Annotated in this window: 21 protein-coding genes and 2 pseudogenes; 18 read left to right on the plus strand and 5 right to left on the minus strand. The window is 70.3% G+C overall.

Annotated elements, in window-relative coordinates; genetic code table 11:
• Positions 1-2: 2 nt before the first annotated feature.
• The 4 genes from ABT009_RS04120 (at position 3) to ABT009_RS04135 (ending at position 7,264) form a co-directional block, all read left to right on the plus strand.
• Positions 3-3,065 carry an alpha-mannosidase gene (locus ABT009_RS04120; RefSeq protein WP_351289290.1) on the plus strand — a complete coding sequence of 1,021 codons (3,063 nt, stop codon included), beginning with the start codon at positions 3-5 and terminating at the stop codon, positions 3,063-3,065.
• 3 nt (positions 3,066-3,068) lie between these two features.
• Positions 3,069-4,337, plus strand: a complete 1,269-nt coding sequence (locus ABT009_RS04125) for an alpha-L-fucosidase (protein ID WP_351289292.1) — start codon at positions 3,069-3,071, stop codon at positions 4,335-4,337.
• Positions 4,338-4,550: 213 nt separating this feature from the next.
• Positions 4,551-6,125 (plus strand): alkaline phosphatase D family protein, encoded by a 1,575-nt coding sequence (locus tag ABT009_RS04130; protein ID WP_351289294.1) that lies wholly within the window; start codon positions 4,551-4,553, stop codon positions 6,123-6,125.
• Between the two features lie 146 nt (positions 6,126-6,271).
• A complete protein-coding gene (locus ABT009_RS04135; RefSeq protein ID WP_351289296.1) occupies positions 6,272-7,264 on the plus strand; it encodes a nucleotidyl transferase AbiEii/AbiGii toxin family protein in 993 nt (330 codons plus the stop codon).
• Positions 7,265-7,295: 31 nt separating this feature from the next.
• Here the strand turns inward: ABT009_RS04135 and ABT009_RS04140 are convergent, their stop codons facing one another.
• The 4 genes from ABT009_RS04140 to ABT009_RS04155 all read right to left on the minus strand — a co-directional run bounded on the left by ABT009_RS04140 (position 7,296) and on the right by ABT009_RS04155 (position 11,162).
• Entirely contained in the window at positions 7,296-7,862 is a 567-nt protein-coding gene (locus ABT009_RS04140; RefSeq protein ID WP_351289298.1) for an Rv1733c family protein, read from the minus strand.
• Positions 7,863-7,886: 24 nt separating this feature from the next.
• Entirely contained in the window at positions 7,887-8,783 is an 897-nt protein-coding gene (locus ABT009_RS04145) for a universal stress protein (protein WP_351289538.1), read from the minus strand.
• A 139-nt stretch (positions 8,784-8,922) separates the two neighbouring features.
• Positions 8,923-9,564, minus strand: a complete 642-nt coding sequence (locus tag ABT009_RS04150) for a Rid family hydrolase (RefSeq protein ID WP_351289300.1) — start codon at positions 9,562-9,564, stop codon at positions 8,923-8,925.
• Complete coding sequence (locus ABT009_RS04155) at positions 9,561-11,162, minus strand: flavin monoamine oxidase family protein (protein WP_351289302.1); 1,602 nt, start codon at positions 11,160-11,162, stop codon at positions 9,561-9,563. The genes ABT009_RS04150 and ABT009_RS04155 overlap by 4 nt, the downstream gene beginning before the upstream one ends.
• 358 nt (positions 11,163-11,520) lie before the next feature.
• On the opposite strand from ABT009_RS04155, the gene ABT009_RS04160 reads away from it, so the two are divergent.
• The 4 genes from ABT009_RS04160 to ABT009_RS04175 all read left to right on the plus strand — a co-directional run bounded on the left by ABT009_RS04160 (position 11,521) and on the right by ABT009_RS04175 (position 13,786).
• Positions 11,521-11,919: a hypothetical protein gene (locus ABT009_RS04160; protein WP_351289304.1), complete on the plus strand. Its 399-nt coding sequence runs from the start codon at positions 11,521-11,523 to the stop codon at positions 11,917-11,919.
• 95 nt (positions 11,920-12,014) lie between these two features.
• Entirely contained in the window at positions 12,015-12,758 is a 744-nt protein-coding gene (locus tag ABT009_RS04165) for a transcriptional regulator (RefSeq protein ID WP_351289306.1), read from the plus strand.
• A gap of 38 nt (positions 12,759-12,796) precedes the next feature.
• Positions 12,797-13,327 carry a roadblock/LC7 domain-containing protein gene (locus ABT009_RS04170; RefSeq protein ID WP_351289307.1) on the plus strand — a complete coding sequence of 177 codons (531 nt, stop codon included), beginning with the start codon at positions 12,797-12,799 and terminating at the stop codon, positions 13,325-13,327.
• Between the two features lie 84 nt (positions 13,328-13,411).
• A complete protein-coding gene (locus ABT009_RS04175) occupies positions 13,412-13,786 on the plus strand; it encodes a roadblock/LC7 domain-containing protein (protein WP_351289309.1) in 375 nt (124 codons plus the stop codon).
• A gap of 27 nt (positions 13,787-13,813) precedes the next feature.
• On the opposite strand, the gene ABT009_RS04180 is transcribed toward ABT009_RS04175, so the two are convergent.
• On the minus strand, positions 13,814-14,152 hold the full coding sequence (locus ABT009_RS04180) for a hypothetical protein (RefSeq protein WP_351289540.1): 339 nt from the start codon (positions 14,150-14,152) through the stop codon (positions 13,814-13,816).
• A 161-nt stretch (positions 14,153-14,313) separates the two neighbouring features.
• Here ABT009_RS04180 and ABT009_RS04185 point away from each other — a divergent pair, with 161 nt between their 5' ends.
• The 10 genes and pseudogenes from ABT009_RS04185 (at position 14,314) to ABT009_RS04230 (ending at position 20,534) form a co-directional block, all read left to right on the plus strand.
• Positions 14,314-15,099 carry a MerR family transcriptional regulator gene (locus ABT009_RS04185; RefSeq protein ID WP_351289311.1) on the plus strand — a complete coding sequence of 262 codons (786 nt, stop codon included), beginning with the start codon at positions 14,314-14,316 and terminating at the stop codon, positions 15,097-15,099.
• Between the two features lie 589 nt (positions 15,100-15,688).
• Positions 15,689-15,895 carry a hypothetical protein gene (locus ABT009_RS04190; RefSeq protein ID WP_351289313.1) on the plus strand — a complete coding sequence of 69 codons (207 nt, stop codon included), beginning with the start codon at positions 15,689-15,691 and terminating at the stop codon, positions 15,893-15,895.
• A 186-nt stretch (positions 15,896-16,081) separates the two neighbouring features.
• Positions 16,082-16,726 (plus strand): nucleotidyltransferase family protein, encoded by a 645-nt coding sequence (locus ABT009_RS04195; protein ID WP_351289315.1) that lies wholly within the window; start codon positions 16,082-16,084, stop codon positions 16,724-16,726.
• The gene (locus tag ABT009_RS04200; RefSeq protein ID WP_351289317.1) at positions 16,710-17,000 is read left to right on the plus strand and encodes a hypothetical protein; all 291 of its coding nucleotides are present in this window, start codon (positions 16,710-16,712) and stop codon (positions 16,998-17,000) included. Before ABT009_RS04195 ends, ABT009_RS04200 begins: the two co-directional genes overlap by 17 nt.
• Positions 16,997-17,761 carry a metallophosphoesterase family protein gene (locus tag ABT009_RS04205; protein ID WP_351289319.1) on the plus strand — a complete coding sequence of 255 codons (765 nt, stop codon included), beginning with the start codon at positions 16,997-16,999 and terminating at the stop codon, positions 17,759-17,761. Before ABT009_RS04200 ends, ABT009_RS04205 begins: the two co-directional genes overlap by 4 nt.
• Before the next feature lie 123 nt (positions 17,762-17,884).
• A complete protein-coding gene (locus tag ABT009_RS04210; protein ID WP_351289321.1) occupies positions 17,885-18,085 on the plus strand; it encodes a DUF2795 domain-containing protein in 201 nt (66 codons plus the stop codon).
• Positions 18,086-18,110: 25 nt separating this feature from the next.
• Positions 18,111-19,073, plus strand: coding sequence for an NAD-dependent epimerase/dehydratase family protein (locus ABT009_RS04215; RefSeq protein WP_351289323.1), 963 nt, complete (start codon positions 18,111-18,113; stop codon positions 19,071-19,073).
• 75 nt (positions 19,074-19,148) lie between these two features.
• A pseudogene (locus tag ABT009_RS04220) lies at positions 19,149-19,366 on the plus strand (carbamoyltransferase N-terminal domain-containing protein); the annotation flags it as partial.
• Positions 19,358-19,564 (plus strand): annotated as a pseudogene (locus tag ABT009_RS04225) (glycosyltransferase family 9 protein); the annotation flags it as partial. The pseudogenes ABT009_RS04220 and ABT009_RS04225, both read left to right, overlap by 9 nt.
• 4 nt (positions 19,565-19,568) lie before the next feature.
• Positions 19,569-20,534, plus strand: coding sequence for a glycosyltransferase (locus tag ABT009_RS04230; RefSeq protein WP_351289325.1), 966 nt, complete (start codon positions 19,569-19,571; stop codon positions 20,532-20,534).
• Positions 20,535-20,732: the final 198 nt, after the last annotated feature.

The raw sequence follows: 20,732 nt of genomic DNA on the forward strand, positions 1-20,732 counted from the left end.
TCATGCACGACGAACGCCGGCGTATAGAAGAGCGCGTGGAGCGCCTCCTCGACCAGCGCATCAAGCCCGCCGTCCACGCCGCTTCCGTCCCCTTCGAGGTCGAGGCGTGGGAGGTCCCGGACGAGCCGGTGCCCTTCACCGAGGCGCAGTCCGCGACGTATGAGCCCTTCGCCATGGGGACCCCGTGGGGCCCGCCCTGGGGCACCACCTGGTTCAAGGTCCGCGGCGAAGTACCCGCCGAGTGGGCGGGCAAGCGGGTCGAGGCCGTCTTCGACCTCGGATTCGTGGGCGACTGGCCGGGCAACCAGGCCGAGGCCCTCGTCCACACCCCCGACGGCAGCCCCCTCAAGGCGGTCAACCCGCAGAACCAGTACGTACCGATCGCGCACCCTGCGGCCGGCGGCGAGCAGGTCGACTTCCTCATCGAGGCCGCCTCCAACCCCGACATCCTCGCCAACGGGTTCCGTCCCACCCCGCTCGGCGACAAGACCACCGCCGGCCGCAAGCCGCTCTACACCTTCGCCCGCGCCGACCTCGCCGTCCTCGACGAGAACGTCTGGCACCTCTCCCTGGACCTCCAGGTGCTGCGCGAACTGATGCTGGAGCTCGGCGAGCACGACCCGCGACGCCACGAGATCATGCACGCCCTCGACCGTGCCCTCGACGCGCTGGACCTGGACGACGTATCGGGCACGGCCGCGGACGTACGGGAGCTGCTGAAGGGCGTCCTGGAGCGGCCCGCGCACGCCAGCGCCCACACCATGTCGGCCGTCGGCCACGCGCACATCGACAGCGCCTGGCTCTGGCCCATCCGCGAGACCAAGCGCAAGACGTCCCGGACCTTCTCCAACGTCACCGCGCTGGCCAAGGAGTACCCGGAGTTCATCTTCGCCTGCTCGCAGGCTCAGCAGTACGAATGGGTCCGCGACAACTACCCGAAGGTCTGGGAGCGCATTCAGGAGGCCGTGAAGAACGGCCAGTGGGCGCCCGTCGGCGGCATGTGGGTGGAGGCCGACGGCAACCTGCCCGGCGGCGAGGCACTCGCGCGCCAATTCGTCCACGGCAAGCGGTTCTTCATGGACGAGTTCGGCATCGAGACCAAGGGCGTGTGGGTACCGGACTCCTTCGGCTACAACGCCTGCTACCCGCAGCTCGCGAAGCTCGCCGGAAACGAGTGGTTCCTGACCCAGAAGCTGTCCTGGAACCAGACCAACAAGCTGCCCCACCACACCTTCTGGTGGGAGGGCATCGACGGCACCCGGATCTTCACCCACTTCCCGCCGGTGGACACCTACAACGCCGAGTTCTCCGGCAGGGAGATGGCGCACGCCGTCCGCAACTACGCCGACAAGGGCCGCGGAACGCGCTCTCTGGCGCCGTTCGGGCACGGCGACGGCGGTGGCGGCCCAACCCGCGAGATGATGGAACGCGCCCGCCGCCTCGCGAACCTGGAGGGCTCGGCGAAGGTCGTCGTCGAGCACCCCGACGACTTCTTCGCCGCCGCCCGCGCCGAGTACCCGGACGCGCCGGTCTGGTCGGGCGAGCTGTACCTGGAGCTGCACCGGGCCACGTACACCTCGCAGGCCCGCACCAAGCAGGGCAACCGCCGCAGCGAACACCTGCTGCGCGAGGCCGAACTGTGGGCGACGGCGGCGGCGCTTCACGCGCCGGACTACGCCTACCCGTACGAGAAACTGGACCGCCTGTGGAAGACGGTCCTCCTCCTGCAGTTCCACGACATCCTGCCGGGCTCGTCGATCGCGTGGGTGCACAGGGAGGCGGAGGCGGAGTACGCGCGCGTGGCGCGGGAACTGGAGCAGCTGACTGAGGACGCTGTACACGCTGTGCCCACGACGGCGGGTGCCATTGCGTACAACACCAGCCCCTTCGGCCGCGCCGAGGTCATCCGCACACCAGAGGGCACCACGACGTACGTAGAGGTCCCAGGCAGCGGCACCGCACCGCTGGGAAACTCCGAGCCGCCCCAGAAGGTGACGGTGACCGAGGACGGAGTCCTCGACAACGGACTCGTCCGAGTCGAGTTCGCCGAAAACGGCACCCTCGCCTCCGTACGAGACCTCGTCGCAGACCGCGAGGTCCTGCCCCCGGGCGCGGCAGGCAACCTCCTCCGCCTCCACACCGACCTCCCCAACTACTGGGACGCCTGGGACATCGACAAGCACTACAAGCACCGCTTCACCGACCTCCTCGACGCCGAGTCGGTCACCGTCACCGAGAACGGCCCGCTGCTCGGCGCCGTACGCGTGGAGCGCGCCTTCGGCAAGGGCTCCCGCATCGTGCAGACCGTCACGGTCCGCGCCGGCAGCCGCCGTATCGACGTCGAGACCGAGATCGACTGGCACGAGGCCGAGAAGATCCTCAAGGCGGCCTTCCCGATCGACATCCACGCCGACCGGTCCACGGCCGAGATCCAGTTCGGCCACGTCCACCGCCCGACCCACACCAACACCAGCTGGGAATCAGCCCGTTTCGAGGTCTACGGCCACCGCTGGGTGCACGTCGCCGAGCCCGGCTACGGCGTAGCGATCATCAACGACTCCACCTACGGGCACGACGTCAGCCGCACCACCCGCGAGGACGGCGGCACGACGACGACGGTCCGCCTCAGCCTGGTGCGTGCCCCGCGCGTTCCCGACCCCGAGGCCGACCAGGGCAAGCACCGCTTCACGTACGCCCTGCTGCCCGGCGCGACGGTCGAGGACGCCATCGCCGAGGGGTACGCGCTCAACCTGCCGCTGCGCGTCGCCGAGAGCGGTACGGCCGTGGAACCGCTCGTCACCGCGGACGGCCCGGCCGCCGTGGTCGAAGCGGTCAAGCTCGCCGACGACCGCTCCGGAGACGTGATCGTGCGCCTCTACGAATCGCTCGGCGGCCGTACCCGCACCACGGTGCGCCCCGGTTTCCCGCACACCGGCGCCACGGTCACCGACCTGCTGGAGCGCCCGCTCGCCGACGCGCAGCCGCTGACGACCGGCAGCGACGGCACCGTCACGGTCAGCCTGCGCCCGTTCCAGGTCCTCACACTGCGTTTCAGGAAGGGCTGACGCATGCCCATGGAGCCGTGGTTCCCCGACGCGAAGCTCGGGATCTTCATCCACTGGGGCATCTACGCCGTCGACGGCGTACAGGAGTCGTGGTCGTTCTTCGAGGGCGACGTCCCGCACGACCAGTACATGGCGCAGCTCGACGGCTTCACGGCTGCCAAGTACGACCCGCGGGAGTGGGCCGAGCTGTTCGCGCGCGCCGGAGCCCGCTACGCCGTGCTGACGAGCCGTCACCACGACGGCGTCGCCCTGTGGGACACCGCCCTGGGAGACCTGAACGTCGTCCGCCACACACCGGCGGGCCGCGACCTGGTCGGCCCCTACGCAGAGGCCCTGCGCGAGCAGGGCCTCAAGGTCGGCCTCTACTACTCCCACAGCGACTGGAACCACCCCGACTACGCCTCCACCCGCTACGAGGGCCGGCCACCCGAGCAGGAGAACAACCCGTACGCCGAAGTCCCCAAGGAACAGGAGGACCTCGAGGCCTGGTCGCGCTACCTCGACTACCGCGACGGACAGGTCCGTGAACTCTGCACCCGCTACCGTCCCGACCTCCTCTGGTTCGACGGTGAGTGGGAGCGCACCGAGGAGCAGTGGCGCATACGCGAGCTGGCCGAGCTCATCCGCTCCGAGGTTCCCGACTGCGTACTGAACGCACGGATGCTCAGCTACGGCGACTACGCGACACCCGAGCAGGGCGTGCCGATCGTGCCCCCGGAAGGCCCGTGGGAACTGTGCCTGACGATCAACGACTCGTGGGGCTACCAGCATCACGACCACAACCACAAGTCCACCGGCCAGCTGATCCGCTACTTCACCGAAACGATCGGGGCGGGCGGCAACCTGCTCCTCGACGTAGGGCCCAAGGAGGACGGCACCATCCCGGCCGAACAGGCCGAGCGCCTCGATGGCCTGGGCGCCTGGATCGCCAGGCACGCGGACGCGGTGTACGGCACGGTCCGCGGCCTGCCCGCCGGGCACCACTACGGCCCCAGCACCCTGTCGGCCGACGGCCGCACCCTCTACCTGACGGTCTTCGACATCCCGCGCGGCCCCATCGGCGTACGCGGCCTGCGCACGCCCGTACGGCGCGTGAACGTGCTCGGCACCGGCACCGAACTCGGCCACGAGGTCATCGGTGGCCTCCACGAGGCGCCCGGCGTGCTGTGGATCGATGCTCCGGCCGCCGCCGACCTGGACGAGCACGCGACGGTACTCGCCGTGGAACTCGACGGCGAACTCGACCTCTACCGCGGAGGCGGCCGCTCCTGAACTGAGCGCTGCTGAACCAAGCGCCCCTGAACTGAGCGCTCCCGAGCGGCCGCCACGGCCGCGGAAGCACCTGCAGCCGGGCGGGACAGCTGTCCCCGGGATAGCTGTCCTGTTCATGTATTCCTCCGCAATCGGTCACGCCTCAGGCGTGCACATGACATCAACGGACACGAGGGTTCTGGCGGTTCGCAACGAACAGCCAAGGAGGACCCTGTGGTCGTACGTCCTGTGTCCCGGCGGCAGATATTCGGCTACGGCGGTGCGGGTGCCGCCGCCCTGATGCTCGGTACGGGTGCGTGGGGCGCGGGTTCCGCGTACGCCGCCCCGGCGCTGACCGGCAACCCCTTCACGCTCGGCGTTGCGTCGGGTGATCCGCTGCCCGACGGCGTGGTGCTGTGGACGCGCCTGGCGCCCGACCCGTTCGCGGAGGACGGCATGGGCGGCATGCCCGCCACGCCCGTGCGCGTCCACTACGAGGTGGCCGCGGACGAGCGGTTCCGTCGGGTGGTGCGCCGGGGGAGCGCCGTCGCCACGCCCGAACTCGCCCACTCCGTGCACCCGGAGATCGGCGGCCTGGAGCCTGACCGCGAGTACTACTACCGCTTCCGCGTGGGCGGCGAGGTCTCGCCCGTAGGCCGTACCAGAACCACCCCCGCCGCCGGCTCCGATCCCCGCGAGCTGAAGTTCGCCTTCGCCTCCTGCCAGGCCTGGCAGGACGGTTACTTCACCGCCTACGAGCACATGGCCGACGAGGACCTGGACCTCGTCGTGCACCTGGGCGACTACATCTACGAGTACGGGGTCAAGACCAACAAGCGCGGCGTGACCACCGATCCCAAGTTCCACACGGAGACCGTCGATCGCGCCCGCTACCGCCTCCAGTACGGCCTTTACAAGTCCGAAGCGCCGCTCCAGCTGGCGCATGCCCGCTTCCCGTGGATCATGACGTTCGACGACCACGAGGTCGAGAACAACTGGGCCGACGAGATCTCCGAGAACAACGAGAACCCCGAAACCTTCATGCAGCGGAGGGCCGCCGCCTTCCAGGCCATGTACGAGCACGCTCCGCTGCGCCACACCCAGCTGCCGCAGGGTCCCGACGTGCAGATGTACCGCAGGCTTGCCTACGGCCGGCTCGCCGACTTCACGATGCTCGACACCCGCCAGTACCGCGACGACCAGCCCTGCGGCGACGGCATGTCCGCGACCTGCACCGACCGCTTCGACCCCGACCGCACCCTCCTCGGCGGGCGCCAGCGCGACTGGGTGCTCAAGGGGTTCAGCCACTCACCCGCCCGCTGGCAGATCCTCGGCAACCAGGCCCCGATGGGGCAGACCGACCACGACCCGGGCCCCGACACCCTCGTCTGGCTCGACCCCTGGGACGGCTATGTCGCCGAGCGCAACCGGCTGCTCGCCGAGGCCGACGCACGCGGCGTACGCAACCTCGTCGCCATCACCGGCGACCGCCACCAGAACTACGCCGTGGACCTCAAGAGGGACTTCGCGGACCCCGAATCCCGCACCGTGGGCAGCGAGTTCGTCGGCACGTCCGTCACCAGCGGCGGTGACGGGTCCGACATGACGCCCCAGGGCGAGCAGTTCCTGGCGGCCAACCCGCACATGAAGCTCTTCAACAGCCAGCGCGGCTATGTGCGCGTCCACGTCGACCGGGAGCGCTGGACCAGCGACTTCCGGGTGTTGCCGTACGTCACCAGGCCCGGCGCGCCCATCAGCACGCGGGCCAGTGTCGTGGTCGAGGACGGCGTACCGGGCGTGCAGGTCTGACATCCGCTTCCGGAGCCCGCTGACCCGGCTTGCTGTTTGCCGTGGGGCGTCGTCCGGAGCCGCCGGTCGTCGCCCCCGCGGCGGACGGCCGGCGGACGGACTCCCGGGGCACGGCAACCGGAGCAGCCGTGCGAGACTTCCCCGACGTGGAGAGTGCAGTCCGCCGGCGAACAGCGCGCCGCGCCGCCCTTGACCATGTGCTGAGCCTCATCGCGGATGCTCCGTGGAGCGACAGTCTGGTACTGCGCGGCAGCATGGTCATGTCCGCGTGGGCGGGGAGCGCGGCACGCGAGCCCGGCGACCTCGACTTCGTGGTCCTGCCGGAACTGGCCATACCCATCGATCCTCTGCATCCCTATCCGCATCTGGAGCGGATGGATGTCATACAGCAGTGGCCGGAAGCCGCCGACGGCGCAGCGCAGTACGAGATCTGGAAGGACGGCGAGGAAGAATTCGAGACCCAGGGAACGCGGCCGCGTGTTCCACCGGAGGGGCTCCGCTGGGACATCGCCCCGGACCCGATGGAGTCGGTCCCTGCGTATGACGACCTGATCGACTTGGTGCGGCGGCAACCGGAAGCGGCACCGGGAGTGGTGCTCGACGCGGACGCCGCCCGGCAGGACGGCAACTGGGCGTACGCCTACAGCGGGTACGACACCGCCGGGATCCGCGTCGTCATTCCCTGGCAGGCGGAGGCACTGTCTCCCGGTGAGGTGCAGCTCGATTTCGCGCTGGACGAAAGGCTTCCCCAGCCCCCGGTGTGGACGAGGGTGCCCCGAGGGGACGGTGGCCCGCCGCCGGTCGTCCGGACAGCGAGCCGGGAACTCTCACTGGCCTGGAAGATCCTGTGGTTGCACGCCGACGGCGCAGCCGGAGACACGGCGCAGTGCAAGGACCTCTACGATGCCGTCCTTCTGGCCGAGGACGATCACACGAAGCTCTCGCCACGGCTCCTGCGGAAGGTTCTCCGCCACCCCGCCGTACACACCGGACCGGATGATCTCCGCCTGGACACGGTGCAGTTCGAGGAGACCGACTGGGCGGCGTTTCGTGCAGACCACCCCGGGGTGCAGGGATCGGCAGAGGATTGGCTTCAGCGACTCAGCATGGCTCTGGCACCTGTGTTCGCCGGGCTCTGACGGCCGCCTCTGCCGCCGGGCGGTCGTGCTCTCAGGCGCGCCGCGTGCCCCACTGCGGTCCGACACGGGCCCATTCCTGCTCCCACGCGACGGCGCGGTGCCGGTCGATGCACATCTGCATGATGCAGCGCGCACCCAGCACCAGCGCGCCCGCCCCGGCCACCGTCAGCACTCCGGCCAGGGCGGAGGCGCTCGCGGCCTGGGCCTCGGTGGGCGGCTCGCCGGTGAGTCCGCCCTTCCCGTCGGTCCATATCGAGATCGTGGAACCGGCCCGGCTCTCCGGCCCGACGTCCGCCTTCGCCGTGTGCTCCGAGCCGTCCGGTGCCCTCCACCGCACGGTCGCCTGGAAGCGTACGTACCTGCCCGCCTGCCACGCGCTCGCGTCCTCGGCCAGCACCGCGGTGGTGTGCTGCCGTTCCACACGCTGGTGCTGCAGTTCGCTGTCGACGCGCAGACCGGCCAGTACACCGATCAGAGGCAGGCCGAACACCATCAGCACGGCGACGATGAGGACCACCCATGCCTCGACGACGTCGGAGCGGCGTTTGAGCGGATTGCGCCGCCACCGCCAGAACCCGACCGTCCCGCTCTGTCGCATGGCCGCATTCCCTTCTCGGAGGCGTCACGCCGGCTGAGGTACGACGGCGACCGGGCACTCGGCGTGGTGCAGCACCGCATGGCCGACCACACCGAGCTGGAGACCCAGATGCCCCGGGCGGCGCTGGGCCCCGACGATCAGGAGGTCCGCCGCTGCCGAGCGGCGCACCAGCACCTTGCGGGCCGGGCCTTCGACGGTGGCGCGGCGCACCCGCACCCCCGGATGCTCCCGGGCGGCCTCCCGTAGCGCCTCGTCGAGCCGGGCCGACGCCTGGCTCTCGTGGAGGCGGTCGTGCTCGGCGGCAAGGCGAGGGTGACCGGCAGCTGCCTCGAGGGGGTGTTCCAGCGTCTCGAGGGCCGGGGTGCGCCAGGCACGTACTGCGTCGAGGGTGCAGCGGCGCGCCTCGGCCTCGCGGAAGGCGAACTGCACGGCCGCCGGTGCGGAGCGGTCACCGACACCGAGAAGGATGTGCCCGTGCCCGGAGTGCACGCTGAAGTCGTCGCCGCGCACGATGATCACCGGGCAGTGTGCGCGCGCCGCCACCGCCAGGCCGACCGAGCCGAGCAGCAGGTCGGCGACCTCGCCGCGCCCGTGCGAGCCGAGGACCAGCGCGGACGCGTCCTCCCCTGCCTGCAGCAGCGCATGCACCGGATCCTCGCGCACCACCTCGGTCGATATCTTCAGATCGCGATTGCGGTACCGGGCGCGTTCGGCGGTGGCCGCGACGATGTTCTCGGCGAGCACCTGCCCGGACGGACGCTTCCCGCTGTCCTGCGCGGCCGCGATCTCGTAGCGCTCCCAGAGGGAGGCGTTGACCAGGCGCAGCGGCAGTCCATGGCGCAACGCGTGATCGACGGCCCAGTCCGTGGCACGGAGGCTGGAGTCCGATCCGTCGACGCCTACTACCAGCGGCAACTCCATCGTGCCCACCACCTTCGCCCTCATGGTGACGTCGACACGAGTTCCCACCAGCACCCTATTGGAACCCTGCACATGCGCAAACGCGCCCGTGCGGGGCGGGGCCCGATCATGGGCTCCGCCCCGCAGGGGACTGCGCTGATCAGCGCTTCTTGTACGTCGCCGTCACCTCGACCTCCACCAGCCACCCCTTCACGGCGAGTGAGGCGACCTCCATCGTGGCCCGGGCCGGGCGGGCCTTGTTGGCGAGCAGCGGGGGCTTCGCGGGCGAGGTGCCCATGGGTACCGGGACCACCTCGTCCGACGTCAGGTCGACGTTGGCGAAGTACTGCCGGTACGCGCGGTTCCAGCCCGCGTAGTCCGCACTGTCGGCTCCCGGCGGCTTCATCAGGTAGCACTTCATCGTGATGACGTCGGCCGGTGTCAGGCCCGCGGCCTCGAGGTTCGTCTTGATGTTGCGCAGCACCACGAGCGCCTGCGCCTCGGTGACCGTGACGCCCTGGGCGCCCTCGGTGAGGGAGGGGTCGGTGTAGCGCTCGGGCGTGCCCTCCGGCGCGGACGGGTTGAGCGCGGACGGCCCAAGGCCGCTGCTCTGGTAGACGGCGACCTCACCGCCGGTCGCCACACCGTTCGCGATCGCCGGGTTGGACTGGCCGTCGGGCAGCATGACCCGTACCTCCTTCGGGCCGGGCCACCAGCCCTGGGCGCCCGCCAGCGCGGTGCCGCCCGTGAGGAGCGAACCGGTCAGGGCCGCACCGATCAGCACCTTCGAAGACCGCTTCACGCAGCCATCACCCTCTCGTGGATGTCCGTCACGACCTTGCGGGCCGAGGTGAACGCGCCGTGCTGCCAGGCGATGACATGGCTGAGCCAGTCGCCGGCGAAGTAGACATGGCCCGCGGGCTTGTTGAGCACCGCGTACTCCGGGCCGCTCTGCGAGGGCCAGCCCACCCAGCCGGCCTCGATGTGGGGCGTGCGGTGCCAGGCCACGCTGAAGGACTGGTCGAGCTCGGTGCGGTACTTCTCGCCGTGGATCTTCACGCCCCGGCTCAGCGCCCGCTCCAGCCGCTCCGCATGCGGCAGGTCGCTGTACGCGACGGCGTTGGCCCCGAAGTTGTAGTAGCCGATGAGCGTGCCACGGCGGCCCTGGTAGCCGTACGAGGGGTACCAGATGGTGGCCAGGTCCATGTCCGTCGGCGTGATGCCGCCGTAGATGTGCTGGTCGGTCTCCCACCAGCGGCTGCGGTACTCGAGTCCGATCTTGCCGACGGGGTTGGGGACGGGGTACTTCAGCGCCGCGGTGATGTCCGTGCCCAGGTTGTGCTTGATCCGGGCCATGACCATGGGAGGGACCGCCGCCACGACGAAGTCGGCGCGCTGGGTGCGCGTGCGGCCCTGGGCGTCCTCGTAGGTGACCTCGGCCCCGTCCTGGAGGTCGTTCACCTCGAGCGCCTTGGCGCCGTACGTGATCCGGTCCTGGCCGATCGCCTTCGCCAGCGCGTACGGGATCGCGTCCATCCCGCCCACCGGCTGGAACATCAGCATGGCCTGGTCGTAGCCGAACTCGAACGAGAAGCGCTGGCCGACACCGCTCGCGATGACGTCCGACAGCGACGGCACCGGGCCGAGCACCGTGCCCTCCTCGAAGGCCGCACCCGGCTCGACCGAGTAGCCGCGCCGATCGGAGCCCGTGTAGGCGTAGCCGTCGGCCTTGCCCTTGATGGCACCGAAGTTCCGCAGGAACGTGATCAGCCGTTCCTTGTCGTCGGCGGTGAGCTCCTGGTCCAGTGCGCCCCGGTCGGTGGCCTTGGCGAGCAGCTCGGAGACGTAGCCGTAGACGTCGGCCTTCGCGGTGCGCCAGCGGATCGCCTCGCCCGCGAGGGCGGCGCTGTTGTCGTGGTAGATGTACGCGTTGGCGTTCTGGTTGGTGAACACCTCGAGTGGTACGTCGAGTTCACGGCAGTACTCGAGCGTGACGTGCGACTGCGGCAGCCGGGCCGGGCCCGCGTTCATGTACTGGCCCTTGGAGAACGACGCCGTCTGGGTGCGCCCGTCCAGGTCGGTCAGCGTGGTGCCGCCGCGTACCGTCCAGTTGCGGCCGCCCGGGCGGTCCTTCGCCTCCAGGATCCTGCAGTCGTAGCCCGCCTTGCCCAGCTCGTAGGCCGTCGCGAGGCCGGCTATGCCGCCGCCGAGTATGAGGACCTTCTTGCCGCTCCGTCCCGTCAGTGCGAAGTCGCCCCGCTGGGGCGCCCGGTACTCCTCCGCCCGTACATCGGGGACCGGCGCCAGACCCAGGGCGCCCATCGCCGAGTAGAGCACTCCGGCGCCGCCCGCGACCCCGACGGATCTCAGGAAGTCGCGGCGGGATGCCTGTTGAGCCATCAGATTTCTCCTCACCCGCAGCCCGCGGCTCGGGGGCGGCCGGGGCGCGTCGGTTCTGTCAACCCGGCCACGTGGGGGGTGAGTTGCTGGTGGGACCGGAAGTGCCCCACGAGCTTCGGTCAGGAGTGTTACAGGGTCATGCCAGTGACGTATCCATTGATGTGGCGTGCGCACGCCAAGCGGCTCGCCTCTGTCGCCGCCGGACAGTCCGAGCGGCCGAGGCCTTAGGGAAACCGATCAACTTTAGTCAACTGCCGCATGTTCCAAGGGAATTTGCCAGAATCCCCCCGCAGAGCCCACACGTTCCGTAGTTTCTGCATTACTCATCCACATCACTGAGTTGGGAGGGAGCCGAGGCGTGCCCGGAATCGACGAGTGCCTGCTGGAGGCCATGAGACTGCCCGGCGCGCGGGGCGCCACGGTGGTCGACTGGACCAGCGGGCTGGCTCTGGGCACGGTCGGGGAGTCGCCCAACGGAGACCACGAGGCCACGGCGGCGGAGGCGGCGGAGCTCGCCCGGACCGCGGCGGAGAACGTCGCCTTCGCCCCCGCCGAAGGCTCCGACTGGTCCGACGGCGAAACGCCGGTCGAGGACCTGATCGTCAGCAACCGCGACAGCTACCACGTCCTGCGTTTCGTCCGTACGACCTTCGACAGCAGCGTCTTCCTGCACCTGTGGTTGGGCCGTGCGGACGGCAACCTCGCGCTCGCCCGCATACGGCTGGGTGAGATCGCGGAACGACTGGTACTGGGATGACGTCGGTGCGGACACCTCCTCCCAACCGCCTGCCCGCGCGGAGTCCGGCCACCCGAGCGAGAGCCCGCGACGGCGCGCAGCGCGCGGTCTCGCCCATGCTCAGCCGGCTCGCCGCCGAGCGGGCGACCGGCGTCCTGATGCGCGAACGCGGCACGCTCTTCCTCTCCGACGGTCAGGTGGTGCACGCCGAGAGCCCCGCCGCACCCGGGCTCGACGTCCTGCTCACCGCCCATGGCGCCCTGCGCCCCGAAAGCTGGTGGGAGGCCGTGACGGAGGCGGGGCCGGGGCGGCACGTGGGCCGGTTCCTGGTGGACAGCGGCCGCGTGCCCCGGGGTGCGCTGGAACTGTGCCACCTCGGGGCGCTGTACGACGCGGCGTTCTTCACGCTCGGACCCACCAGCGCTCCCGGGCGCTTCCGGTACGGAGCCGCGCACTGGCTCGGCACCATCCACCCGGTGCCCGTCGACGCGGTGGAGCGCGAGACGCTGCGCCGCCGCGAGCTGCTGCACCGCATCTGGCCCGAACCGGCGACGGACACCCAACCGCTCGTACGGACCGGGCGTCCCCTCGATGTGGCCGTCCCGCGGCGCCAGCGCACCGTCCTGGACCACGTGGACGGGGCGCGCACGGCGTCGGACATCTCCGCCGTCATCGGCCGGCCCGCGTTCCACACCCTCGTCGACCTCCGCCGTCTCGCCGCTGCGGGAATCGTGACGACGGCCGCTCGCCGGGAGCCGGAGCCGGGGGTCGCCACCGCGGCCGCCTGGCCCGTGGAGGCGCAGGGGGACCCCGACATCGCCCTGCTGCGCCGCCTCAGAGACGCACTGGAGGCCCTGTGATCCGCGCGCTGCGACAGCGTGCCGAGAGGAGACAACTCATGGCGGCCGAGGCCGAAGTCCTCGACGAACTGCACCGGTTGAGATCCCGCGTGCCCCAGCTGACCGGCGCACTCGCGGCCAGCGTCGATGGCCTCGTATTGGCACAGGACACCCCGGGAGCCGAGCCCGGGGGTGTTGCCGCGCTCACCGCGGCCGCGCTGGGGGTGGCCCTGCGGATGGCCGACGCCACCGGGCGGGGCGACTTCCGGGAGCTCCTCATCCGCGGTGTGAACGGCTACGTGGCGACGTACGCGGCGGGCTCGTCCGCCGTACTGACGCTGCTGGCCGACGACCGTGTGAACGTCGGCCGACTGCATCTGGAGGGGCGCCGGGCCGGCATCCGGATCGGGGAGCTGGTCGATGCGGCGATGGACCGGGCCGAACCCCAACGCCCCCGTACGGCCGCGGCGGGCGGGGAACCGACGGATTCGGCCCGGGCCGCCTCCGGCCGGGCCCTCCCGGCAAGGACTTCCTCCGGCCGGGTCGCGGCCACCAAACGACCGACGACCGAAGGACCTCCGGCCGGATGACCGCCCAGGTCCTCCTGCGGCCGGGACACCACCGAGCCAAACGGCAAGAACTGCTGAATAACCGCTGAAAGGAACCCATTTCTCATGGCCAACACCGAGACCGCCCTGAAGGACGCGCTGGCATCGATCGAGGGAGCGACCGGAGCCGCACTCGTCGACTACACGAGCGGAATGGCACTGGGCACGATCGGAGGCGGCAAGAGCTTCGACCTCAATGTCGCGGCAGCCGGCAACACCGACGTCGTACGCGCCAAGCTGCGCACCATGGAGCACCTCGGTCTGCAGGACGAGATCGAGGACATCCTGATCACCCTTGGCAGCCAGTACCACCTGATCCGGCTGCTCAAGGGGCGTGGCGGCAACGGCCTCTTTCTCTACCTGGTGCTGGACTCCGGCCGCGCGAACCTGGCGATGGCCCGGCACCAGCTGAAGAAGATCGAGGCGGACCTGGAGGTCTGACAGGACGGCGGCAGGAGTTTCCACGCCTCACATGCGACGGAGGCGCGCGGCCAGGCCGTGCCCGATCAGCAGGTAAATCACAGCGGGCAGGCCGTAGTTGAGCAGCACCCGCAGTCCTTCGGTCTCCATGGTGAAGATGTCCTGGGACCATCCGGCCAGGAAATCCGCCACATCGTGGACGAAGCTGACGAACACGTTCGCACCGTTGGCGTCGAGCAGATACAGCAGGATCCACAGGACCAGGAATGCTGCGGCGATGTCTGCGATGGTATGGATGATCAGGGCTGCCCGGTTTGCTCCGGTGCCGTCTCTCTCGGGGCGATGGGGGTGCCCGCTTCCGCTTCCGTAGGGATCGCTTACGGGCATGGGGCCATGGGTATTGTTCACGGCCCGCTTCTTGCCCGGCGCGACCGCGCGAAACCTCATTGGAGCCTGCAATTCCGCATCATCGGATGGCGGCGGACATCGGCGCCGCCATCCGGTGCTCTCTTGAACCTGCCGCGACGGGAGGTTCTAGCGTTGCCGACGTGATCGGGAGTAACGGAACCGGGCGCCGGTGGAGCATCGGCGAGCTGGCACAGGCAAGCGGGCTGACCGTACGCGCGCTGTACCACTACGACGAGATCGGCCTGCTGCGCGCGAGCCGACGCACCGCTTCGGGGCACCGCCGCTACACCGAGTCCGATCTGCGTCGGCTCTACCGGATACGCGCGCTGCGTGCCCTCGGGCTGTCACTGGAGGAGATCGCCGACGTGCTCGCGGACCCGGCGGACGATCTGGTGGCGATGCGCGAGTTGCTGTCGGCCCAGCTGCGCGGGCTGGAGGCGCACGCCGAGCGGATTCGGCAGCTTCAGCATCAGATCCACGGGCTGCTGGGCCGGATCGACGACGCGTCGATTCCTGATCCGGACCATTTCATGACGACCTTGGAGGTGATGTCGGTGTTCGAGACCTCGTTCACGCCCGAGCAGCGGGAGCAACTGGCAGAGCGGAGGGCCGGACTCGGCCCCGAGGGCGTCGAAGCGGCCAAGAGGGAATGGGCCGCGCTCGTGGAGGAACTCCTCCGGCACGTACAGGACGACACGCCTGTCGACGACCCGCAGGTGCAGGCGCTGGCCGGCCGCTGGGAGGCACTGGGCAACCGGTTCCATGCCGCCGGCGGCATGGGTGAGGGGACGAAGGCCGCTGCGCGGACGATGTGGCGGCAGAACAGCGACGAGATCAGCCGGAGCCTGCCGTGGCCCGCGGAGGGCATGCGCGAACTGGTCGGCTACGTGGAGCGGGCCCGGCAGAGCGGACAGCGCCACGCGTAGTCGGCGGGCGGCAGCCCGCCGTGCCGAACAGACCTCGTCGCTGCTCATCACCGGGTGCGCGATCACCTGCCGCTGCGGACTGCGCTCGGCGTGGTCGCCGAACGCCGGGTCCATGGTGCTGTGTTCGAGCAGCGACCGCCGTCCCGCGCTCCAGGTCGACCGTCGTCCGGTTCGGCGGTGCCCGTCCTCCTCGTCGTCCCGCATGACCAGCGCCGACTGCCGCTCTTTGAGCTCGTTCTGCTTCCCGGACGTGCAGCTGCTCGAACCCGTCGCCGAGATCGGCCCTGCCGCGCGCCGTTCCGTCACGGCAGGAGGCCCGCCCGTCCGGCGCGTAGCAGCAACTGGTCGGCGAAGGCCGGCAAGGTCAGGAGGATGACCAGCCCGGGCAGGGTCATGAAGACGACGAACCCCATGCCTGCAGTATCCGGGCCCGGATTCTCCGGGCCGACAGATGGTGAGGGACGGGTCAGGCGCCGGCCTGCCTGTGTCCCGTTTCAAGACCGGCCCGCGGGCAACTCGACGGCTGGTCGTACCGGCCGTTCGTACGTGCTGCGTGCCGGTCGTACGCGTCGTACGTGAGGAGCACGCCATGAGCCGTAAGTCCTCGAAGGACCCGAAGGAGCCCCGTCCGGGCGCTCGCGCGCGGGAGCGGGCGCGGAGCCAGCAGGAGCCCGGCGCCCACTCGGGAGCGGAGAGCGGCCCGGTCTCGGCGGCCGTCATGCGCTGGTCACCGGCGGTGCCCGCGGCCTCGGCGCGTTCATCACCCGGTGCCTGGCGGCAGCCGGCGCGGCCGTGACGGTGGCGGACGTCCGCCGGGACGAGGCGGAGAAAGGGCGCTTTCCCGACGCGGACACCTCGAAGCTGCAGGTGCCGGAGCTCGTGGTGGTTCCGCGGAGCGAACTGTCCTGGCCCTGAAACCCGGACACCGCAACGACATGGACCCGAGCCACGGAAGTCACGATCGATGTACGGGAGTGACGCCATGAAGGTACGGGACGCAGGCCGTGCAGGCGGCGACAACGCCGGCCCGGACGTCGACGAGCTGCCCCCGGACCGCACGCAGGCCATCCTCGAGGCGGCCAAGGAGGTCGCGAGCCTCCTGAAGGCGGGCGAGCACCCCTTCGCGCTGGCGGGCGGCGTCGCGGCGTACGCCCACGGCGGCCCGGCGACGCTCCAGCACGACGTCGACTTCTGCGTGCTGCCGGAGGATGCCGAGGCCGTCGCCGCCACGCTCCGCAAGGCCGGCCTGGAGGTCTTCCAACCGCCGGAGGACTGGCTGCTCAAGGCCCGCTGCCGGGGCCAGCACATCGACCTGATCTTCCAGATGGCGCGCCATCCGGTGAGCCGTGAACTGCTGAACAGGGCCGAGGAGCTGATGGTGGAGTCCGTCCGCATGCCCGTCCTGACCGCGACCGACATGCTCCTCGGGCGGCTCAAGGCGTTCACCGAGCACCACTGCGACTTCGGTGCCGTGCTGCCGATCGCCCGGACCCTGCGGGAGAAGATCGACTGGTCGCGGATACGGAGCGAGTGCCGCGACGAACCCATGCCCGACGCCTTCCTGTATCTGCTGGAACGCCTGAACGTGATCGAGCCGGAGGAGGACGGCCATGGCGACCGGACCTGACGCCGCTGCCGGCAAGCCCGGCGCGACGGCGCGGAACACCGAGTACCGCATCGCCCACCTTCAGGAGCGGCTCGTCGGAGAGGAGCTGGCCGAGCTCGGCATGCGCATCGAGGCCCGGGGCGACGCCATCCACATCACCGGCACCGCGCCCACCGCGGACGAACGCGAGGCGATCCTCCGCCTCGCCGCCGAAGAGCTGCCGGACCTGCCGGTACGGGCCGACATCGGGCTGGCCGACGCCTCTGCTCCAGACCACACCGAGGAGATCTCATGATCCGGGTCGCGGCCGTCGGGGACATCCACATGGGGCAGGACAGCCGCGGACTGTTCCGCCCGGCCTTCGACACCCTGCACGAGTGCGCGGACCTGCTGCTGCTCGCCGGAGACCTCACCCGCCACGGCAAGCCAGACGAGGCGCAGGTCGTCGCCGACGAGGTGGCCGGGCTGCCGGTGCCGGTGGTCGCCGTGCTGGGCAACCACGACCACCACGACGAGCGACCGGAGGAGGTCACGGCCATCCTGCGCAACGCGGGCGTGACCGTCCTTGAAGGCGAAGGCGCCGTCTTCAAGGTGGGCGGCGCACTGGTCGGCGTTGCCGGAACCAAGGGGTTCGGCGGAGGCTTCGCCGGGCGCTGCGGCAGCGAGTTCGGCGAGCCGGAGATGAAGTCCTTCGTGCGCCGCACCCGAAGCTGCGCGGACGGTCTTCGCACCGCCCTCGAACAGCTCGAGCAGGCGGGCTGCGCCTTCCGCATCGCACTCACGCACTTCTCGCCTGTGCCGGACACCCTGGCTGGCGAGCCACTGGAGATCTACCCCTTCCTCGGCAGCTATCTGCTTGCCGAGGCGATGGACGAGGCGGGGGCCGACCTGGCCGTCCACGGGCATGCCCACCAGGGCACGGAGCATGGCATCACCAGCGGCGGCATACGGGTCCGCAACGTCGCCCAGCCCGTCATCCGGCGGGCCTTCGCCGTCTACCACCTCCACGAACACCCGCACGAAAACTCCCTGGAAAAAGGGGCAAAAGTGGCCTAAGGGGTAGAAGTGGCAGAAGCGTGATTTCATGACAGAGGCGGGGGTACTCGGCGGAACGCAACAGCGCGTAGCGGAACCTCACGGCTCCGCTCGGCGCACCATCCGCACTCTCGGAGGCACGTCATGGCCGAGATCAACCCCACCGAGCTGCAGAAAGCCCTGAAAGGCGCCAGCTACCCCACTGACCGGGAACACCTGACCGAACTCGCGAGGAAGAACAAGGCCGACCAGAAGGTCGTCGACACGATCTCCCATCTGCGGGAGAAGGAGTTCGACGGACCGGACAAGGTCCAGCAGGCCATCTTCAAGGGCAAGGGCACCTGAGTCACCGTCGCCGGAGGGAGATTCCATGGCTGCTGCACCCTCGCCTCGCTGGGAACACGCCGTGGTCACCGGTGGAGCAGGCTTTGTCGGCTCGCACCTGTGCACGGCACTGATCGCCGAGGGAACCGCTGTGACCTGCGTCGACGACTTCTGCACCGGCACGCCCGAGAACGTGGCCCATCTCGCGGGCCGACCGGAGTTCAGCCTGCTGCGGGCCGACGTCACCGAGCCGTTCGACATCGCACGGCACACCGACCTCGTCCTGCACTTCGCGTCCCCGGCCTCGCCCGCCGACTATCTGCGCCTGCCGCTGCACACGCTCGAGACCGGCAGTCTCGGCACCCGCAACGCACTGCGGCTCGCCCGCCGCCACGGAGCGCGCTTCGTGCTGGCCTCCACATCAGGGGCGTACGGCGATCCGCGACAGCATCCGCAGAGTGAGAGTTACTGGGGCAACGTCAACCCGGTCGGTCCGCGCAGCGTGTACGACGAGGCCAAGCGCTTCGGCGAGGCGCTCACCACAGCTGAGGCGGGGGTGCACGGCACCGCAACGGGCATCGTGCGGCTGTTCAACACCTACGGCCCGCGCATGCGCGGGTACGACGGCCGCGCGGTGCCCACCTTCGTCCGCCAGGCCCTGGCCGGCGAGCCACTCACCGTCACCGGCGACGGGGGGCAGACCCGCTCCCTCGCCTACGTCGACGACACCGTGCGCGGCATCCTCGCCATGGCCGCATCCGATCTGCCCGGACCCGTCAACATCGGCAACCCGGACGAGATCACCATGCTCGACCTGGCGTACAAGATCATCGAACTGGCGGGATCGGACTCCACCATCCGCTTCATCGAGCGCCCCGCGGACGATCCGGCCGTGCGCTGCCCGGACATCACGCTCGCCCGCGACAAGCTCCAGTGGCAGCCGCGGATCTCCGCGGACGAGGGCCTTGCCCGGACCATCGGCTGGTACCGCGGGCAGACGGTCGGCTGATCCGCCGAGCCGCCCGCCGCCCCTCACGCCGTCAGTGACTGACCGCGGCCACCGGGCCGCCGAAAGGGCACCCCTATGCGCGTTCTCGGCATCAACGCTCTCTTCCACGACCCGGCCGCCGCACTGGTCATCGACCAGCACACCGTCGCAGCCGCGGAGGAGGAGCGGTTCATGCGGCGCAAGCAGGGCAAGCGACCCGTGCCGTTCTCCGCCTGGGAACTTCCGGAGAAGCGGCTTCGTGGTGTCTGCGCCAGGCCGGCCTCAGGCCCGAGGACCCGGACGCCGTCGCGTACTTCGCGCCCGTCGTACCGGCCGAACGCGTACCACACGTCCTGCTGGGCCGGCAGGACGCGCCGTGCGCCGGCACCCGCGCCCGCGTCTGCCCGGTACCGGAACACGCCTGCTTCGACTCGGTGACCGATGCGGACGTGCTCGATGCCGTCACCTCGCTGGTGGCGGCGGAAGGCGGTCCGGCAGCCATCCGGAGGTGACCGCATGAACATCCTGATCTGGCATGTGCGCGCCTCCTGGACGACGGCGTTCGTCCAGGGCCCGCACACCTACCTGCTGCCGGTCCTGCCAGACCGCGGGCCGGAAGGCCGCGGCCGGGCCCGTACGTTCTCCTGGCCCTCCTCCGCCGTTGAAATCGCCCCGGAACAACTGCGCGACACGCCTGTCGACCTGGTCATCCTGCAACGGCCGCACGAGGCCGCCCTGGCCGAGCGCTGGCTCGGCGGCCGCCGCCCGGGACGCGACGTGCCGGCCATCTACCTAGAGCACGACGCACCGGACCGGAACGTCCCCGAGACCCGCCACCCCTGCGCCGAGCGCGACGACCTCGTCCTCGTGCACGTCACCCACTTCAACCGTCTCTTCTGGGACAACGGCCGCACCCGCACCGCCGTCATCGAACACGGCATCGTCGACCCCGGCCACCAGTACACGGGGCGGCTCGAGCGCGCCGCCGTCGTCGTCAACGAACCCGTACGGCGCGGTCGTTACACCGGCACCGACCTGCTGCCCGCCCTCAGCGAGGCGGCGCCCCTCGACGTGTTCGGCATGCGGACCGAAGGGCTGGCCGGACATCTCGGACTGCCCCCCGACCGCTGCCGTGCTCAGGACCTCCCGCAGTCGCAGCTGCACACGGCCATGGCGCAGCGCCGCCTCTACCTGCACCCCGTGCGCTGGACCTCGCTCGGACTCTCCCTCCTCGAGGCCATGCACCTCGGGATGCCCGTCGTGGCCCTCGCCACGACCGAAGCGGTCGATGCGGTGCCGCCCGGCGCCGGCGTGCTGTCGACGCGCCCGGACGTCCTCGCCCAGGCCGCCCGGACCTATCTGCACGATCCCCAAGCCGCGGCCGAGGCCGGAGCGCGGGCTCGCCGCGCGGCCCTCGACCGGTACGGACTGAAGCGCTTCCTGAACGACTGGGAGCGGCTGATGGAGGAGGTGACCCGCTGATGACGCGCAATGACGACCTGCATAACGACCACCTGCGTAACGACCTGAGGAATGTCCGCCCAACGACCGGGCCGGCGGCCTGTCCATCGCGCTCGTCTCGGAGCACGCCAGCCCACTCGCGGGCCTCGGCGGTGTGAACCGCGGGCGGCCAGACCGTCCACGTCGCCCAACTCGCCGGGGCGCCGCCCGACGTTCAAA

The sequence above is a fragment of the Streptomyces sp. NPDC002896 genome, from assembly GCF_040295225.1.
Taxonomy (GTDB): domain Bacteria; phylum Actinomycetota; class Actinomycetes; order Streptomycetales; family Streptomycetaceae; genus Streptomyces.

What these genes read in the sequence shown, in the direction of transcription:
- ABT009_RS04120 (WP_351289290.1), top strand. Translation starts at nt 3, where the DNA reads ATGCACGACGAACGCCGGCGTATAGAAGAGCGCGTGGAGCGCCTCCTC.
- ABT009_RS04125 (WP_351289292.1), top strand. Translation starts at nt 3,069, where the DNA reads ATGCCCATGGAGCCGTGGTTCCCCGACGCGAAGCTCGGGATCTTCATC.
- ABT009_RS04140 (WP_351289298.1), bottom strand. Translation starts at nt 7,862, where the DNA reads ATGCGACAGAGCGGGACGGTCGGGTTCTGGCGGTGGCGGCGCAATCCG.
- ABT009_RS04145 (WP_351289538.1), bottom strand. Translation starts at nt 8,783, where the DNA reads ATGGAGTTGCCGCTGGTAGTAGGCGTCGACGGATCGGACTCCAGCCTC.
- ABT009_RS04155 (WP_351289302.1), bottom strand. Translation starts at nt 11,162, where the DNA reads ATGGCTCAACAGGCATCCCGCCGCGACTTCCTGAGATCCGTCGGGGTC.
- ABT009_RS04165 (WP_351289306.1), top strand. Translation starts at nt 12,015, where the DNA reads ATGCTCAGCCGGCTCGCCGCCGAGCGGGCGACCGGCGTCCTGATGCGC.
- ABT009_RS04170 (WP_351289307.1), top strand. Translation starts at nt 12,797, where the DNA reads ATGGCGGCCGAGGCCGAAGTCCTCGACGAACTGCACCGGTTGAGATCC.
- ABT009_RS04175 (WP_351289309.1), top strand. Translation starts at nt 13,412, where the DNA reads ATGGCCAACACCGAGACCGCCCTGAAGGACGCGCTGGCATCGATCGAG.
- ABT009_RS04180 (WP_351289540.1), bottom strand. Translation starts at nt 14,152, where the DNA reads ATGCCCGTAAGCGATCCCTACGGAAGCGGAAGCGGGCACCCCCATCGC.
- ABT009_RS04190 (WP_351289313.1), top strand. Translation starts at nt 15,689, where the DNA reads ATGAGCCGTAAGTCCTCGAAGGACCCGAAGGAGCCCCGTCCGGGCGCT.
- ABT009_RS04195 (WP_351289315.1), top strand. Translation starts at nt 16,082, where the DNA reads ATGAAGGTACGGGACGCAGGCCGTGCAGGCGGCGACAACGCCGGCCCG.
- ABT009_RS04200 (WP_351289317.1), top strand. Translation starts at nt 16,710, where the DNA reads ATGGCGACCGGACCTGACGCCGCTGCCGGCAAGCCCGGCGCGACGGCG.
- ABT009_RS04205 (WP_351289319.1), top strand. Translation starts at nt 16,997, where the DNA reads ATGATCCGGGTCGCGGCCGTCGGGGACATCCACATGGGGCAGGACAGC.
- ABT009_RS04210 (WP_351289321.1), top strand. Translation starts at nt 17,885, where the DNA reads ATGGCCGAGATCAACCCCACCGAGCTGCAGAAAGCCCTGAAAGGCGCC.
- ABT009_RS04215 (WP_351289323.1), top strand. Translation starts at nt 18,111, where the DNA reads ATGGCTGCTGCACCCTCGCCTCGCTGGGAACACGCCGTGGTCACCGGT.
- ABT009_RS04230 (WP_351289325.1), top strand. Translation starts at nt 19,569, where the DNA reads ATGAACATCCTGATCTGGCATGTGCGCGCCTCCTGGACGACGGCGTTC.